Source organism: Cohnella lubricantis, from assembly GCF_014212015.1.
In the GTDB taxonomy this organism is placed as follows: domain Bacteria; phylum Bacillota; class Bacilli; order Paenibacillales; family Paenibacillaceae; genus Cohnella; species Cohnella lubricantis.
This window is the reverse complement of sequence record NZ_JACJVN010000033.1, coordinates 206,217-221,429: the sequence shown is the minus strand read 5'-3', so window position 1 is coordinate 221,429 and position 15,213 is coordinate 206,217. Positions and strand designations below refer to the sequence as shown.

General features: G+C 60.0%; 12 protein-coding genes. 1 reads left to right on the top strand and 11 read right to left on the bottom strand.

From position 1 onward, the window contains the following. Positions 1–137: 137 nt before the first annotated feature. The 4 genes from H4Q31_RS10010 to H4Q31_RS09995 form a co-directional block, all read right to left on the bottom strand. The gene (locus H4Q31_RS10010) at positions 138–1,721 is read right to left on the bottom strand and encodes a coproporphyrinogen III oxidase (RefSeq protein ID WP_185178928.1); all 1,584 of its coding nucleotides are present in this window, start codon (positions 1,719–1,721) and stop codon (positions 138–140) included. A 21-nt stretch (positions 1,722–1,742) separates the two neighbouring features. Then, the gene (locus H4Q31_RS10005; protein WP_185178927.1) at positions 1,743–1,919 is read right to left on the bottom strand and encodes a hypothetical protein; all 177 of its coding nucleotides are present in this window, start codon (positions 1,917–1,919) and stop codon (positions 1,743–1,745) included. Between the two features lie 312 nt (positions 1,920–2,231). Further along, positions 2,232–2,675, bottom strand: a complete 444-nt coding sequence (gene dtd / locus H4Q31_RS10000) for a D-aminoacyl-tRNA deacylase (protein WP_185178926.1) — start codon at positions 2,673–2,675, stop codon at positions 2,232–2,234. A gap of 22 nt (positions 2,676–2,697) precedes the next feature. Next, positions 2,698–4,899: a RelA/SpoT family protein gene (locus H4Q31_RS09995; RefSeq protein ID WP_185178925.1), complete on the bottom strand. Its 2,202-nt coding sequence runs from the start codon at positions 4,897–4,899 to the stop codon at positions 2,698–2,700. Positions 4,900–5,104: 205 nt separating this feature from the next. Between H4Q31_RS09995 and H4Q31_RS09990 the strand changes: the two genes are divergently transcribed. Beyond that, positions 5,105–6,001, top strand: a complete 897-nt coding sequence (locus H4Q31_RS09990; protein ID WP_245347139.1) for an SMP-30/gluconolactonase/LRE family protein — start codon at positions 5,105–5,107, stop codon at positions 5,999–6,001. A 77-nt stretch (positions 6,002–6,078) separates the two neighbouring features. Here the strand turns inward: H4Q31_RS09990 and H4Q31_RS09985 are convergent, their stop codons facing one another. The 7 genes from H4Q31_RS09985 to recJ form a co-directional block, all read right to left on the bottom strand. Beyond that, positions 6,079–7,524, bottom strand: coding sequence for a sensor histidine kinase (locus tag H4Q31_RS09985; protein ID WP_185178924.1), 1,446 nt, complete (start codon positions 7,522–7,524; stop codon positions 6,079–6,081). After that, the gene (locus tag H4Q31_RS09980) at positions 7,521–8,204 is read right to left on the bottom strand and encodes a response regulator transcription factor (RefSeq protein ID WP_185178923.1); all 684 of its coding nucleotides are present in this window, start codon (positions 8,202–8,204) and stop codon (positions 7,521–7,523) included. The genes H4Q31_RS09985 and H4Q31_RS09980 overlap by 4 nt, the downstream gene beginning before the upstream one ends. A 38-nt stretch (positions 8,205–8,242) precedes the next feature. Then, positions 8,243–9,409 carry an ABC transporter permease gene (locus H4Q31_RS09975; protein WP_185178922.1) on the bottom strand — a complete coding sequence of 389 codons (1,167 nt, stop codon included), beginning with the start codon at positions 9,407–9,409 and terminating at the stop codon, positions 8,243–8,245. Continuing rightward, the gene (locus H4Q31_RS09970) at positions 9,406–10,110 is read right to left on the bottom strand and encodes an ABC transporter ATP-binding protein (protein ID WP_281064862.1); all 705 of its coding nucleotides are present in this window, start codon (positions 10,108–10,110) and stop codon (positions 9,406–9,408) included. Before H4Q31_RS09970 ends, H4Q31_RS09975 begins: the two co-directional genes overlap by 4 nt. Continuing rightward, positions 10,107–11,861, bottom strand: a complete 1,755-nt coding sequence (locus tag H4Q31_RS09965; protein WP_185178921.1) for an efflux RND transporter periplasmic adaptor subunit — start codon at positions 11,859–11,861, stop codon at positions 10,107–10,109. The genes H4Q31_RS09970 and H4Q31_RS09965 overlap by 4 nt, the downstream gene beginning before the upstream one ends. Positions 11,862–12,078: 217 nt before the next feature. Then, complete coding sequence (locus tag H4Q31_RS09960; protein ID WP_185178920.1) at positions 12,079–12,597, bottom strand: adenine phosphoribosyltransferase; 519 nt, start codon at positions 12,595–12,597, stop codon at positions 12,079–12,081. A 66-nt stretch (positions 12,598–12,663) separates the two neighbouring features. Then, a complete protein-coding gene (gene recJ / locus H4Q31_RS09955) occupies positions 12,664–15,123 on the bottom strand; it encodes a single-stranded-DNA-specific exonuclease RecJ (protein ID WP_185178919.1) in 2,460 nt (819 codons plus the stop codon). Positions 15,124–15,213: the final 90 nt, after the last annotated feature.

The window sequence follows — 15,213 nt, the reverse complement described above, 5'->3', positions numbered from 1 at the left end:
CGCCATGCGTGGCGCACAAGAAAATAACCTGCCGGAGATCCGACAGGTTCAAGATCGTTCTATATTGAAAAAAGGGGGTCGCTCTTTATATTAGGGACTTCTCTTTAAGGAATCATGTTGAACAGATTACGGTTTGATTACAATTGCGAAAGCGCTTCAAGCCGCGACTTGTTCCACTGCTCCAATGCTTCCAGCTTCGCATCGATCGACTTCTTGTACGTCTCGATATAAGCTCTCGGCTCCTTCGGATTGGCAAGCCGGGTCATCGCGCCTGTGACGGGATCGACCCACTTGCTCGTCGCGCCGCAGCCGAGTCCGACGATCGTCTGCATCTCCTCGATGATGAGGATGTTGTACAGGCTCTCTTGGCCGGGCAGCGAATAGCCGACGTTCTCCAGGTTGCCGAGAATGTTCTTCTGTCTGTACAGGTAATAAGGAGCGTAGCCATTCGCCTCCGTCCAGCGCACCGCGTCGTCCATCATCTCGCCGATCTCATGGCGCGTCGCTACTTTGTACTTCGCATCGCCGCGATGCTTCGTCATCTCCGAAGCCCGCTTGAACGACAGCGTATGGACAGTCAGCGACTCGGGCATCAGCTTGCCAGTCTCCTCCAGCGAGCGGCGGAAGTCGTCCGGATCTTCGCCAGGCAACCCGATGATCAGGTCCATGTTGATATTGTTCATGCCGCCTTCGCGCGCGAGCTTGAACTTGTCAATCGTCTCGGTAACCGTATGATGCCGGCCGATAATGTCAAGCGTCTCCTGCTTGTAGGATTGCGGATTAATGCTGATCCGATCGATATTCCACTTGCGCAGAACGGCCAGCTTCTCCGGCGTAATCGTATCCGGGCGTCCCGCTTCGACCGTAATCTCGCGCACCTGGCTTAGATCCGGGAACGAATCGGCCATGATGCCGTACAGCTCGTCCATCTCTTCGGCGGTAATACTGGTCGGCGTTCCGCCGCCATAGTAGATGGTCGTTACCCGCACGCCGTTGTCGCGCAGCCACTTGCCGATGACGCGGATCTCTTCGTGGAGGCCGAATAGGAATCCGTTCACGGAGCCTTGGCGGCCGTTGATATCATACGCCGGGAAGGTGCAATAAGCGCATTTGGTCGGGCAGAAGGGGATGCCGATATAGACGCTGACTTCGTTGCGCAGATCGTACAGGTCCGGCATCGCCTGCAGCTGCCGGTCGACGATCTGCTCCATCAGCGCAATCTTCTCTTCGGTGACGAGATATTGCTCCCTTAGCGCTTGCCGCACTTCCTCGCGCGGCCGGCCGCTGCGGAGCCCTTCGTGCATGAGCTTGGACGGGCGGACGCCGGTCAGCACGCCCCACGGCTGCACGATGCCGGTCTCCTGCTGCAGCACGTCAACCAGCGCGCGGCTGGCCGTCTGCCGGAGCACCCGCCGGCGCTCCTCGTCCGAGACCCCAGCCGGGATGGCGCCGGCATGCTCTGCATGACGTTCGTTCGAAGGCTCGCTGTGCGCGAAGCCTTCCGATCCCGCCGCATCGGCCAGCTCAGCGGAACGAGCGCTCAGCGATGCGCGCACGACGGCGCGGTCCGCTTCCTCCGCGAGCTCGAGCCGAACCCGGATGTCCGCTTCCGAACGGTCGCCTTCAGCGAAGGTGACGTGCGGCTCTTCGTAGAATAAAGGCACAATGTGACAAAGCGACCGTTCCCATGAGACGTCGGTCGCCTGTAGATGAATATGCATCGCTAATTCCCCTTTAAGTTGCTAACCTCTGCCTGCCGGCGGATGCCTGCGGGCAAAGCCCCCGCCGATGCGCGCGTCATGCCCGAGCTCATCCGCGAACTCGGCGTTCGCTTGCAGCGCAAGAGCCTCGCGGCGGTCGGGCGATTGGCCTTCGAGCTGCATTCGCTGCAGCTTCGCTTCTTTGCCGGATTGCCTCATATATAGTCGACACCTCATTAATGAGGGCGATATGATCGCGCGGGGAGGGTAGGATCATTCTTCCGCTCTCCAAACTTTCCAACGGAAAGCTGCTTCGGAAGCATCCGCTTTGTCCCCGGATTCCTTCAATTGGGAACTTCTTAAGATGGAGGAATCCGGTGACAAAAGGCGGCCACTCCGTTGCTCTAGAACGATTATACCCTTTTGGGCGCTATATCGCCGTAATAGTGAACGACTAACAGTGTTGCCAATCCTTGCTTCGCTCATCCGCGCACGATACGGGCGGCCTGCGCTTCCTCGCGGGCCAGCTGCTTACTCCGGGCTGTCGAGGATAAGCGTGACCGGACCGTCGTTCACGAGCGAGACGTCCATCATCGCGCCGAAGACGCCCGTCTCGACCCGGAAGCCCTTCGAGCGGAGCATGTCGTTGAAGCGGTCATACAGCTCCGACGCTATCTCCGGCCTTGCCGCGGCCATGAAGTTAGGCCTGCGGCCTTTGCGGCAGTCGCCGTAGAGCGTGAACTGCGACACCGATAGAATCGCGCCGCCGACGTCGGCGAGCGATAGATTCAGTTTCCCATCGTCGTCCTCGAAGATTCGAAGCCCCGCGAGCTTGTCCGCCATCCAGGCCAGATCCGCCTCCGCATCCTCCTGCTTGATGCCGACGAGCAGCATCAGCCCATGGCCGATCTCTCCGACAACCGCTTCGTCCACGCGGACGCTCGCTTCCGACACTCGCTGCAGCACTACTCTCACTGATGGTATACCTCCAACCTAGCTATTGGATCATTCGCTGCACGGAGAAGATATCCTTCACGCGCTTGATCTTCTCTACGACAGACTGCAAATGGTCCTTGTTGCGGATCAGCAGCGTCATGTGCATGATCGCTACCTTGTTGCGGTCCGAACGGCCGGACACGGCGGCGATATTCGTCTTGCTCTCCGACACCGTCTGCAGCACCTCGTTCAGCAGCCCTCTGCGGTCGTGGCCGAGAATCTCGATCTCGACGCTGTAGTTGCTCGTCTCGTTCGAAGCTTCCCATTCGACCTCGATGACGCGCGCTGCCTCTTCTCCCTCGGATGCCTGCGGGAGATTCGGACAGTCGGTCCGGTGAACGGAGACGCCGCGTCCGCGGGTAATGTAGCCGACAATGTCGTCTCCCGGCACCGGATTGCAGCAGCGCGCGAAGCGCACGAGCAGATTGTCGACGCCTTTGACCATCACGCCGTGCGACGGCCGGCTCTTCTTCTCCTGCGGCGGAGCTTTGGCTTCCTTGTGCACTTGCACTTCGCTGCTTAGCTGAATCTGCTGCGCTTCTTCGAGTTCCTTGCGCAGCTTCTCCGTCAGCCTCGTGCAGATCTGCGCCGCGGTGATGCCGCCGAAGCCGATCGCGGACATCATATCTTCCGAATCGTTAAACGTGAACTTGCGCGCCACTTCGATCAGCTTGTCGTCCGTCATCCATTCCGACGGCTCGAGTCCGATGCGCCGCAGCTCCCGCTCCAGCGCGTCCCAGCCCTTCTGGACGTTCTCCTCGCGCTTCTCCTTCTTGAACCATTGCCGAATCTTGCTTCTGGCATGGGAGGATTGTGCGATCTTCAACCAGTCTTGGCTCGGTCCATAGGAATGCTTGGAGGTCAGAATCTCGACGATGTCGCCGGTCTTCAGCTTATGGTCGAGCGGCACGATGCGGCCGTTGACCTTCGCGCCGATCGTCCGGTTGCCGACTTCCGTATGGACGCGGTAAGCGAAGTCTAGCGGCACGGAGCCGGCAGGCAGCTCGAACACTTCGCCCTTCGGCGTGAACACGAATACGAGGTCGGTGAAGAAGTCCATTTTGACCGATTCCATGAACTCCGCCGCGTCCCTCGTCTCCTGCTGCAGCTCGATGATCTCGCGGAACCAGCTCATCTTGTCGCCGAACGAGCCTTGAACGACGCCGGTCTCCTTGCCTTCCTTGTATGCCCAGTGGGCCGCGATTCCGAACTCGCTCGTCCGATGCATCTCCCAGGTTCGGATCTGAATCTCGGTCGGCTCGCCAGTAGGTCCCACGACTGTCGTGTGCAGCGACTGGTACATGTTCGCCTTCGGCATCGCGATATAATCCTTGAACCGCCCCGGCATCGGCTTCCATAGCGTATGGATGATGCCGAGCGTCGCGTAGCAGTCCTTGACGTTGTCGACAAGAATCCGGATCGCCAGCAGGTCGTAGATCTCGTTGAACTGCTTGTTCCGGGTCGTCATCTTCTTATATACGCTGAAAATGTGCTTGGGCCGCCCGGAGATATCCCCCTGTATGCCCATCTCTTCCAGCTTCTCGCGGATGCGGTCGATCAGCTCGGAGATATATTCCTCCCGCTCCGTCCGCTTCTTCTTCATTAGATTGGCGATACGGTAATATTGCTGCGGATTGAGGAAGCGAAGCGCGATATCCTCCATCTCCCACTTAATCGCGCTAATGCCGAGCCGGTGCGCGATCGGGCAGTAGATCTCCAGCGTCTCGTGGGCGATGCGGCGCTGGCTCTCCTCCGATTGGAACTTCAGCGTCCGCATGTTATGCAGACGGTCGGAGAGCTTGATCAGGATGACGCGGATGTCGTTTGCCATCGCGAGGAACATCTTGCGGTAGTTCTCGTTCTGCTGTTCCTCCTTGGATCGAAAGTGGATCTTCTCCAATTTGGTCAAGCCGTCAACGAGGCCGGCGATCGTCTCGCCGAACTTCTCGCGCACATCATCCACTGTGACGTTCGTGTCTTCTACCACATCATGAAGAAGCGCCGCCATGACAGTGACGACATCCATCTGCATGTTCACCAATATTTCGGCAACAGCGAGAGGGTGCAGAATATAAGGTTCACCGGATTTGCGCAGCTGTCCGCGATGTGCCTCTTCCGCGTACTCGTAAGCCTCGCGGATGCGCGCCAAATCCTGCTCTTTCATATAACCGGAAGCTTTCTCGAGCAGTTGCTCCATGCCCATGCCAAGTTCCTTTCCCGTGGCGGTAGGCGCCGCCGACATCCCATGAAGTATTCCTTCCATTATGCTACTAGGCGACGGGAATCGTCAACCAATGGGGGGACGCTGGTCTTTTTTTCAAGGTATAGGAAAGAATATTCCTTTCCAGCCCATTCTGATCTATGCTTATTCTACATAACGCCAAATGAAAAAGAAGAGAGGGAACCAAATGTCCAATCAATGGATGAACGCGCAGGTAGAGCTCGTATGCGACTCGCATTCGAGCCTGGGAGAGGGCCCGCTATGGGACCGCCGCTATGGGAGGCTATATTGGGTTGATATTTACGGTCACAAAATACATAGCTTCGATCCCCGGCAGCCAGGTCGATACGAGACGATCGAAGCCGGCCCGTTCGTCAGCTCGATCGTGCCCAGAGCTTCCGGCGGGTTCGCCGTGACGCTGGAGGACGGCTTCTACGGTTATGATCCGGAAGCGCGCACGCTCGTGCCAATCGCCTCGGTCGAAGCCGACCTGTCGGGCAACCGGTTCAACGACGGCAAGTGCGACCCGTCTGGCCGGTACATTGCCGGAACGATGTCCCGAACGGACGAGCCCGCCCGCGGCAGCCTCTATTCGCTCGGCAGCGATGGAACGGTGAATAAGCTGCTAGGCGCCGTCGGGTGCTCGAACGGGCTGGCCTGGTCAGCCGATGGCAAGACGATGTACTATGTGGATTCCAGCCGGCCTGAGATATCGGCCTTCGATTATGATGCGTCATCCGGGCAGATCAGCGGCCGGCGCGCCGCCGCGGCGATTCCCGCGGAAGACAGCACTCCGGACGGCATGACGATCGACGCAGAGGGCATGCTCTGGCTGGCGCATTGGAGGGGCTGGAAGGTGACCCGATGGGATCCGTCCACAGGGACGAAGCTAGGCGAGATTCCAGTACCCGTCGAGCGCGTCACCTCCGTCGCCTTCGGCGGAGAAAGGCTTGACGAGCTGTATATTACGACGGCGAGCATAGATGTCGCTCCCGAACAGGCGGCCGATCAGCCCCATGCCGGAGGACTGTTCCGCGTGAAGGCAGGAGTCCGCGGAACCGCTCCGTTCTCGTTCAGCGGATAAGGCGCATGCGCTTGGGGGCGACTCTCCTCTTCGCTGGCTCGGCGGCTTGAACGATTGGGAGAAGATCGATCTGCAGGTTACGGCGAAGGGGGAGTCTTCAGAAGCTTGGATCTGCCTGTCACGGGAGGTTCGGCGATAGGCAGTTCGAACGAGAAGCGTGAGCCTTCGCCTTGCCGGCTCTCCACTTGGACGGAAGAGCCATGCATATCCAGCACATGCTTCACGATCGACAGGCCGAGCCCGCTTCCCGCATGCGCGGAGCGGGCTTTGTCCGACTTGTAGAATCGTTGCCAGATACGCTCCAGGTTGTCCTTCGAGATGCCGACGCCTTCGTCACGGACGCTAATCAGCGCGTGATTGCCCTGGCGTTCAATGAACACCTCCACTTTCTTGCCGTTCGGCGAGAATTGGATGGCGTTCAGCAGCAAGTTGGACAATACTTGATCGATCCGGTGCGGGTCGGCCATCACCCAGATGTCGTCCGGATCTCCGGTTAACTCAAAGCGCAGCGACCGCTTCCTGAATTCGGGATCGAGCCCCGCTAGCAGCCGGCGCACCCATTCCGTTAGATTGTACGGAGCCGGGGAGATTGCGACCTGCCCGGCTTCCATGCGCGCCATGTCGAGCAAGTCGCTGACGAGCCGGTTCATCCGCTGCGTCTGTTCCCGAATCAACTGCAAATACTTGCCCTGCTTGTCCTCAGGCACAGCTCCGTCAATCATTGCTTCAACGTAGCCGCCGATGGAAGTGAGCGGCGAGCGCAGGTCGTGCGATACATTGGCGAGAAATTCCCGCCGCATCCGGTCAAGCCCGCCAAGCTCCTCGGACATGAGGTTCAGCGATTCGGCAAGCTCGCCAATCTCGTCCTTGGGACGGACGCTCAGCCGCACATCGAACCGTCCCTTCGCGATCAGCTGCGCCGCATCCTTCATTCGCCGGAGACGGGAGGTCATCCGGCCGCTCACGAGGAAGACGATGATACAGGCGGTCACAAGCGTAGAGATGAGGATGTTCCGGAATATGCCGGTGAATAGAATGAAGTCCCGTCTATTCTCGCGCGAGAGGATGACGACAGTCTTCGCCTGCAGATCCCCCCCTACCGGAGCAGCCGACAGCGTCGGCGAACCGCTCTCGGATACGGCTTCGGCCACGACTGTCTTGCCCGCCTTCACGGCGCTGCTCAGCGGTTCCTCCTCGACCGGAGGCAGCGGAATCGGATTCGGGCCGCCCGTATGCATCAGGATGCTGCCATCCGCTCCGAGAACATAGATCGTCCGGCTCATCGGACCGGATGCGATCTGAAGCGCGGAAGCCAGCATCTTCTCGTCCCATAGCTCGCGGTACGAGCTTCGAACCAGCGCGGCCGCCACGTTCAGCTGTTCCCCTTCGAATCGGCTATTGCGGGTATCCAGCGCAGAGCGGACCAACCAGATAGAGACGGCCGAAGTGACGGCGAACGAGATCAGCAATACGGCGAAAAAGGCGAGCAGCAGCTTAACGGTGATTCCATTCCACCGTATCATGCTCCGCCCACCTCGAATTTGTAGCCCACCCCGCGGATCGTCTCGATGCTGTAATGCTCGGACGAACCGATTTTCTCCCGAATGCGCTTGATATGCACGTCCACCGTTCTTGGATCCCCTTCAAAGTCAAAGCCCCACACCCGATCCAGCAGCTGCTCGCGCGTCTGCACCCGGTTCGGCATGGAAGCCAGCGCGTGAAGCAGCTCCATCTCCTTGGGCGGCAATGTCAGCTCCGTATCGCCGCACTGGACAATATACCGATCCAGATCGATGACGAGATTGGGCAGACGCACCGGCTCCCGTAAGAACCCGGGCTTCGTCCGCCGCAACACCGCCTTGATCCTCGCCATCAGCTCTTTGGGATCGAATGGTTTGACGAGATAATCATCCGCTCCAAGCTCAAAGCCTCTCAGAATATCGTAGCTCTCGCCCTTGCCCGTCAAGATAACAATTGGCGTCGAGCGCTCGGCTCGGATCCGCTTGCACACGGTCCAGCCGTCAAAGCCCGGCAGCATCAAGTCCAGCACAACCAAGTCCGGCGGCTCGGAGAGGAACCGGCCGATGCCATCCTCCCCGTCGCTTGCCGCCGTGTATTGGAAGCCCTCCCGCTTCAGGTACAGGCCGATCAGGTCGCTGATATAAGGGTCGTCTTCAATAACCAAGATGTTCGCAACGCCCACTTCGGCTGACCTCCTTCTACTACAGATGATGGGGTTAGTTATTGGCGCAAGGCGTCGACCGGGTTCAGCTTCGACGCTCTGCGAGCCGGCAAGAAGCCGAACAGAACGCCGACTCCCATGGAGAAGATCAAAGCTAGCGCCATAATGTCAACTGAAGGGGCCGCCGGCGAGTCCATCAATCGTCCCGCGAACTTCGAGCCGGCAGATCCGACGATGACCCCGACTAAGCCTCCGAGTCCTCCGATCATCGCCGCCTCTACGAGGAATTGGAACAAGATGTCACGCTGCTTGGCGCCAAGCGACTTGCGGATGCCGATCTCCTTGGTGCGCTCCGTCACCGATGTCAGCATCATGTTCATAATGCCGATGCCGCCGACGAGAAGCGAGATGGCCGCAACATAGGTGAGCATCGTCGACATTGAGGTCGAGACGGATGTGATCGTCTCGAGCAGATCGTCCTGATTGAATACGGTGTAGGCATTCTCGTCGTTGCGGAAGAACCGCTGCAGATTAAACTCGAGCATCTGCTGGACGTAATCAACCTTGTCGCTGTCCTCCACCTGGACGTAGATCGTTCGGATCGCGTCGGTCTTGAGCGCAACCCTCGCCGTCTGGATCGGAATGATGACGACGTTGTCGTTCGAGCCGGCCGAAGAGCTTCCTTTGGACTCCAGCACGCCGATAATCTTATACGAAGCGCCGTTCAGACTAATCTTCTGACCGACCGGATCGCTCATGTTCAGCTCCGAGACGATCTCGGATCCGACGACGGCCACCTTCTGAGAGAAAGCGCCGTCGATGTCCTTGATGAAGCGGCCTTCCGCCACGGTATATTCGCGGATATCTGCGAAAGAAGGCGTCGTCGCTTGAACGGATGCATTGTAGGTAGACGTCTTGTATTTGGCCGTTACGTTGCCGGTAATATTCGGTGCATAGGCTTCTACTCCCTCAATATCGGTCAACTGCTGCGCGTCGTCCAGCGTGATGCTCGTGACGGAACCGCGCCCGACGACGTTGGCGGTCAGCATATTCGTGCCGAGTCCCTGCATCTGGCTCTTGACCTGCTCAGCCGTCCCGTTGCCGATCGCAACCATAATGGTGACAGATGCGATGCCGATCATGATGCCGAGAACGGTCAGCAGCGTGCGCATCTTCTGCTTACTGACGCTATGCCAAGCCATGCGGATTCCTTGCGACAGCTTCACGAAGCTTCCACCCTTTCTTCCGTCAACTTGCCATCCTGGATGCGAACGACTCTCTTCGCTTGCGCGGCAACATTGGGATCGTGGGTGATCAGAACAATCGTGTTCCCTTCCTCGTTAAGATCCTGTAGCAGCCCCATGACGTCGCGGCTCGTCTTGCTGTCCAGCGCGCCGGTCGGTTCGTCCGCCAGCAGCAGCGGAGGAATTCCAGCGAGCGCTCTTGCAATCGCCACGCGCTGCTGCTGGCCGCCGGACAATTGATTCGGTACGTGGTGCAGCTTATCGCCGAGGCCGACCTTCTCCAGCGCTTCCTTCGCCTGCTGGCGGCGCTCGCTGGAGGACATTCCACGATAGATGAGCGGCAGCTCCACGTTGTCGATGGCTTTAAGCTTAGGCAGCAGATGGAAGCTCTGGAAGATGAATCCGATCTTCGTATTGCGGATGACAGCCAGCTTGTTCTCGCTTAATTCCTCCACTTCCTCGCCGTCGAGAAAGTATTTGCCGCTGCTGGGCTGATCGAGGCAGCCCAGCACGTTCATCAGCGTCGATTTGCCCGAGCCGGAAGGTCCGATGATCGCCATGAAGTCGCCTTTGTTGACGGTTAACGATACGTTATCCAGTGCATTAAACGTCTCGCCGGCCAGCGTATATTTCTTGTAGATGTTCTCCAGCCGAATCAGAGGGGTCTGTTCGCGTTTGCTCATCCGCGGCCGCCTCCCGCACCGCCGGCGAAGCCGCCTCCGCCGCCTCCCGAGCGTACGAATCCGCCTCCGCCGCCGAATGAGACGCCAGCGCCTCCCATGCCGCCGATACCTCCCATGCCGCCCATCTGCATTTGGTTCTGGTTCGTACCGCTAGAGACGACGACCGGGATTAAGACGGTTTGGCCGGCGCTTAGACCGGACAGCACTTCGACCTGGGAATCGGTCGTGATGCCAACTGTAATCTCCTGCATCGTGAAGTCGCTGTTCGCTTGATTCAGCATATTCATGCCTTGGCCGCGTCCAGCGCCGCTGCGCGCTGCACTGCCTGCTTGCGGCGCTGTGCCTGCTTCTGGCGCGGCGCCTGTCGCTCCGGCGTTCGGTGCACCGCTCGCGGTCGCTCCGCTGCCGGCAGTGCCGGCGCTTGGCGCGCCATTAGCGTCAGTGCCGGAGCCAAGCGTACCGTTCGCAGCCGCTCCTTGGCCGTCAGCGCCATTGCCTGCCGCTGCCGCCTCAGCCCCTGCCTCGCCTCTCATTGCCGCCTCATTGCCCATTGCCGCACCATTGCCCGTTGCGCCGCCTGGCCGCCGCCTTGCCGGCGCGCTGGCATTTGGCGAAGCGTCAGCGCCCTGCACGGCTCCGTCTTGCACGGTACCGCTTGAATCTGCGCCTCCTAAACCGCCGTTAGCTGCTGTGCCAGCATCCGGAGCCTGCCGGCTGCCTGTCTGCCCGCCTGAGGCTTGATCGCCTGAAGCCTGAACGCTATCCGCATTGCTGCCGGATGCCTCATTGGCCGACTCCGCCGATGCGCCTTCGCCCTTCGGCACGCGGACAAAGTACTTGCCGCCAACGCTCTCGACCGCGTCAACCGGCACGATCAGCGCATCCTCCTTCTGCTGAATCAGGATCTCGACATCCGCCGACATGCCCGGAAGCACGTTCTCTGTCTGGTCCAGCGTGACGACGACCGGGAACGTCGAGACGCCATTGGACGCTGATCCGTCCTTCGAGATCTCCGCCACCTTGCCAGTAATCCTCTGGCCGCTTAGCGCTTCGATCGAGACATTCGCCGACTGGCCGACGCTGATCTTCGTAATGTCCAGTTCATCCGCGGAGATGGACACCTCCAGCTTGTTATAATTCACGATTGTGAAAGCCGCCAGCCGGGCCTGCACCTCGTCCCCCGCTTTGACATCCATAGCCGTCACTGTACCGTCGATCGGAGCTACGATAGGGTCCGGCGCTTGGGCTTTCTCCTCGTAATCTTGAATCTCCAGCCTCGTCTGCTCGATGTTCAACTGAGCGGACTTGATGCTCATCTCAGCCGAGTCCAGCTCGGACTGTTCGGCGCCGGACACCTGCAGGCTCTTCCACTTATCCTGCGCCTGCTCCAATTGCATCTGCTGCTGCTCCAGCGTCAGCTTCGCTTTATTCAGGCTAAGCGAGACGTCAGCGCCTTCGAAAGTGGCCAATACCTGCCCTTGCTTAACCTCGTCTCCTTCTTTGACCTTCACCGATGCGATCGTTCCGGCTTCAGACACGATCGCATCTTCCGTCTCGCTGACGGCGACCGTCCCCGAACCTGACACGCTCTGCGTGATTGTGCCCTGCGTTACCCTTGCCTCCATGTAAGCCGGAGCGGCCGCCGCGATCGTGTCCTTGTTATACCACCAGTAACCAGTGCCGCCGCCCGCCGCAACGACGCAGACGACCACGGCCCAGGTGATGAGCTTCTTCAAACGTCTCTTCTTCATTCCCCGTAAACCTCCCGATTCTATGTACCCGATCTTATTTGGATACTAGCATTCCTAAATGAACAGAAGATGAACGTGTCCTTAATCCCAGATGAAAACGAAGAGAGATCATCGGCCAATCCGTGCCGCTTAATTTACAAGGAGACATCTGCATAACAAAAGAAGCTGCCTCACAGAGTCAGAACCTCTGCGGGGCAGCTCCCAATCATACTGTCGCTTAGTAAGTAACGAGCGAGCGGATATTCATGCCTTGCAGCTTCTGGCGTCCATCCAGATAGCCCAGCTCGATCAAGAATGCCGCGCCGACGATCTCGCCGCCAAGCTGACGAATCAACTGCGTCGTGGTCGCGATCGTGCCGCCGGTAGCGAGCAGATCGTCAGCGATCAGCACGCGCTGGCCCGGCTGGATCGAATCCTTGTGCAAGGCCAGCTTGTCTTTACCATACTCGAGATCGTACGAAGCCTCGATCGTCTCGCCCGGCAGCTTGCCGCTCTTGCGAATCGGCACGAAGCCGACGCCAAGCGCGAGCGCCAGCGGAGCGCCGATCACGAAGCCGCGGGCTTCAGGGCCGGCGACGACGTCAATCTTCAGATCAGCGACCGACTCCTTAAGCGCTTCGATGGCGGCTTTGTAAGCTGGGCCGTCCTTCAATAGCGTCGTGATGTCCTTAAATCGAATGCCCGGTTGCGGGAAATCGGGAATAACCCGGATATAATCCTTGAAATTGTAACTCATGCCGTTATCGGCCCCTCTCCATATGGCTGTACGTTATGCATTATACAACGTCATTCCTTCTTGTTGCTATATTTGCCTCGGAAGCTGCCGCTCAATCCACCGCCGCAGCTCCTGCCCGTCCATCGTGCGAAGGGACAGCAACTCCGCGTGCTCCTTCGCCTTGCGGAAGCGCGCCGAATGCTCCAACTCCCGGCGCGGCGGTGCGCTGACGACCTTCACGTTCGATCGATCCACTGTCAGGAAGCCGAGCTCCTCGAACACTTCCTGCATCATCCGCACGACTGAGAGCGGCCACCCGGAATCACCCGACACCTGCCTTAGGAAGCCGTCCGGCGTATCGATCCATGAGCCTTGCCTGCGGAACAACGAGTACACGCGGCCGAATTGTTCGCGATCCGGGAATCCGCTTCGGCGGCCGGCGCCTGGAATGTCGCCTGCACCGCTCGCATCGAATAGGTACACCGCCTCGAACGGATAGCCGGAGGCAAGCAAGCGCCCCACCGCTTGTGCGGCTTCCGGCTGCTCCGGCAGCTCCGCCAGCGCAAGCGTCATCGGCTGCAGCTGCACACCCGCCAGCTCCGCGGCAGCTCCAGCCGCGATCTCGCCTGCCGCGGACGGTCGCAACGCCGTCGGGATCTGCTCCCAATCGCCGAATCTCGCCGCTAAGGCGCCGCAGGCCGCTAACTTCTCCGAAGCCTGAGCCTCGCTCCAGACGGCGTGCGAACCGCAAAGCACCAGCCAACGGACTTCGCGTTCCGCAGCCGCCAAGCTCTCGATCGCTTGCAGCCAGCGCTTCTCGCCTCGACGATCGTACACGGGGATTGAATGATGCCGCCAATCCAGCAGCATGAACTGGACTCTGCGGCTGCCGTTCCACTCGTTCACGGCAAGCTCGCCGAGCAGGTCAACAACCGCACCCTTCTCGAGCGCTGCCGCATCCTCCGCCATGCCGAAGCCGACGGCCTCGATGCGAAGGCGCCGTTCCTCGGCGACCAGTCGCAGGTGCCGGTTGTCCTTGCCCATGAGCCGCTTATCGCCGACGGCAACGCCTCTGAGCGCGAATTTGGGCGTCGGATTGCCATTGCCGAATGGTTCAAGCTGCTTGAGCAGATCCGCCGTCTCCAGCGTCAGCTCGGAGACCGGAACGATCAGATCCGCCTTCCGCTTCGGAATCCAATCGGCTGGCGCGATTCGCTCCGCCGCTAGCCGGCACAGCCTCGCTTCCAGCTCAGGCAGCCGGTCAAGCCGAATGGTAAGTCCCGCCGCCGCCTGATGGCCGCCGAAGTGCTCCATCAACTCCGCGCAATCCGTTAGCGCCGCATGCAGATCGAAGCCGTCGATTGAACGGGCGGAGCCTTTGCACTTCTCGGAGCCCGCATCGTAGGCGAGGACGAACGCCGGACGATAGTAGCGCTCCACGAGCTTGGAGGCGACAAGCCCGGCGATGCCGGCGTTCCAGCCTTCACCCGCGAGGACGATCGCCTCCGGCATCCGGCCGCCGTTCGCCTCCAGCTTGCGCTGCCACATCGCCTCGGCCTCCAGCAGCGTATCGTCCACTAATTGCTGCCGCTCGCGATTGAGCGAATCAAGCCGCGCAGCCAGCTCCTCCGCTTCTTCGCCGCTGTCGGTCACGAGCAGGCGCACCGCCGGATCCGCCGACTCGAGCCGCCCGCCCGCGTTCAGCCGCGGCGCGAGACCGAAGCCGATCCGGCCGCTCGACAGCTTGTCCGGCTCCGCCCCGCAGACGGCGGCCAATGCGCGGATGCCAGGCGACGGCTGCTTGGCCATCTGCTCGAGACCTAGGCGAACGAGCGCCCGATTCTCGTCTTCGAGCGGCATCAGATCGGCGACCGTTCCTATGGCTGCCACATCGGCGAGCGTTAGATCCGGTCTCCCCAGCATCGCTTGCGCGAGCTTAAAGGCGACTCCGGCGCCAGACAGTCCTTTGAACGGATAGCCGCAATCCTCCTGCTTCGGATTCACCAGCACGTTCGCTTCCGGGAGAATCGCCGGCGGCTCGTGATGGTCCGTCACGACGACATCCAGCCCGCGTTCCCTTGCGTATGCGATCGGCTCCACCGCGCTGATGCCGTTGTCGACAGTCACGATGAGGCGGACTCCCGCTTCGATCGCCTTGTCGATCGCAGGAATGTTCAGGCCGTAGCCTTCCCTGCTGCGATGGGGAATATAGGTATCATAATCACCGCCAAGACGCCCCAGCAAGCGAATCATCAGAGCGGTTGACGTGACGCCGTCAGCGTCGTAGTCTCCGTAGACGCGAATGCGCTCGCCATCGCGAATCGCTCTGCGGATTCGTTCTGCCGCCCCCGCCATGCCCTTCATGAGATAAGGGTCGTGGAAGCTTGTCTCATCCGCGTAGAGGAACGCGAGAGCCTCTTCCGGCGTCCGCCGTCCTCTCGAGACGAGCAGCCGAGCGATCAGCGGCGGCACCTTTAAAGCGCTCGCAAGCGCTGCGGTTTCCCGTTCATCCGCTTCGCGTAGTTCCCAGCGATACTTGCGTTTCATGAGATGGGGATCTCCTTTCCTCGCCGCCTATAGCGGCACAAAAGACAACTCCGCCGAGCCAGGCGCTTCGCCCGGACGCTTCAATAGCGG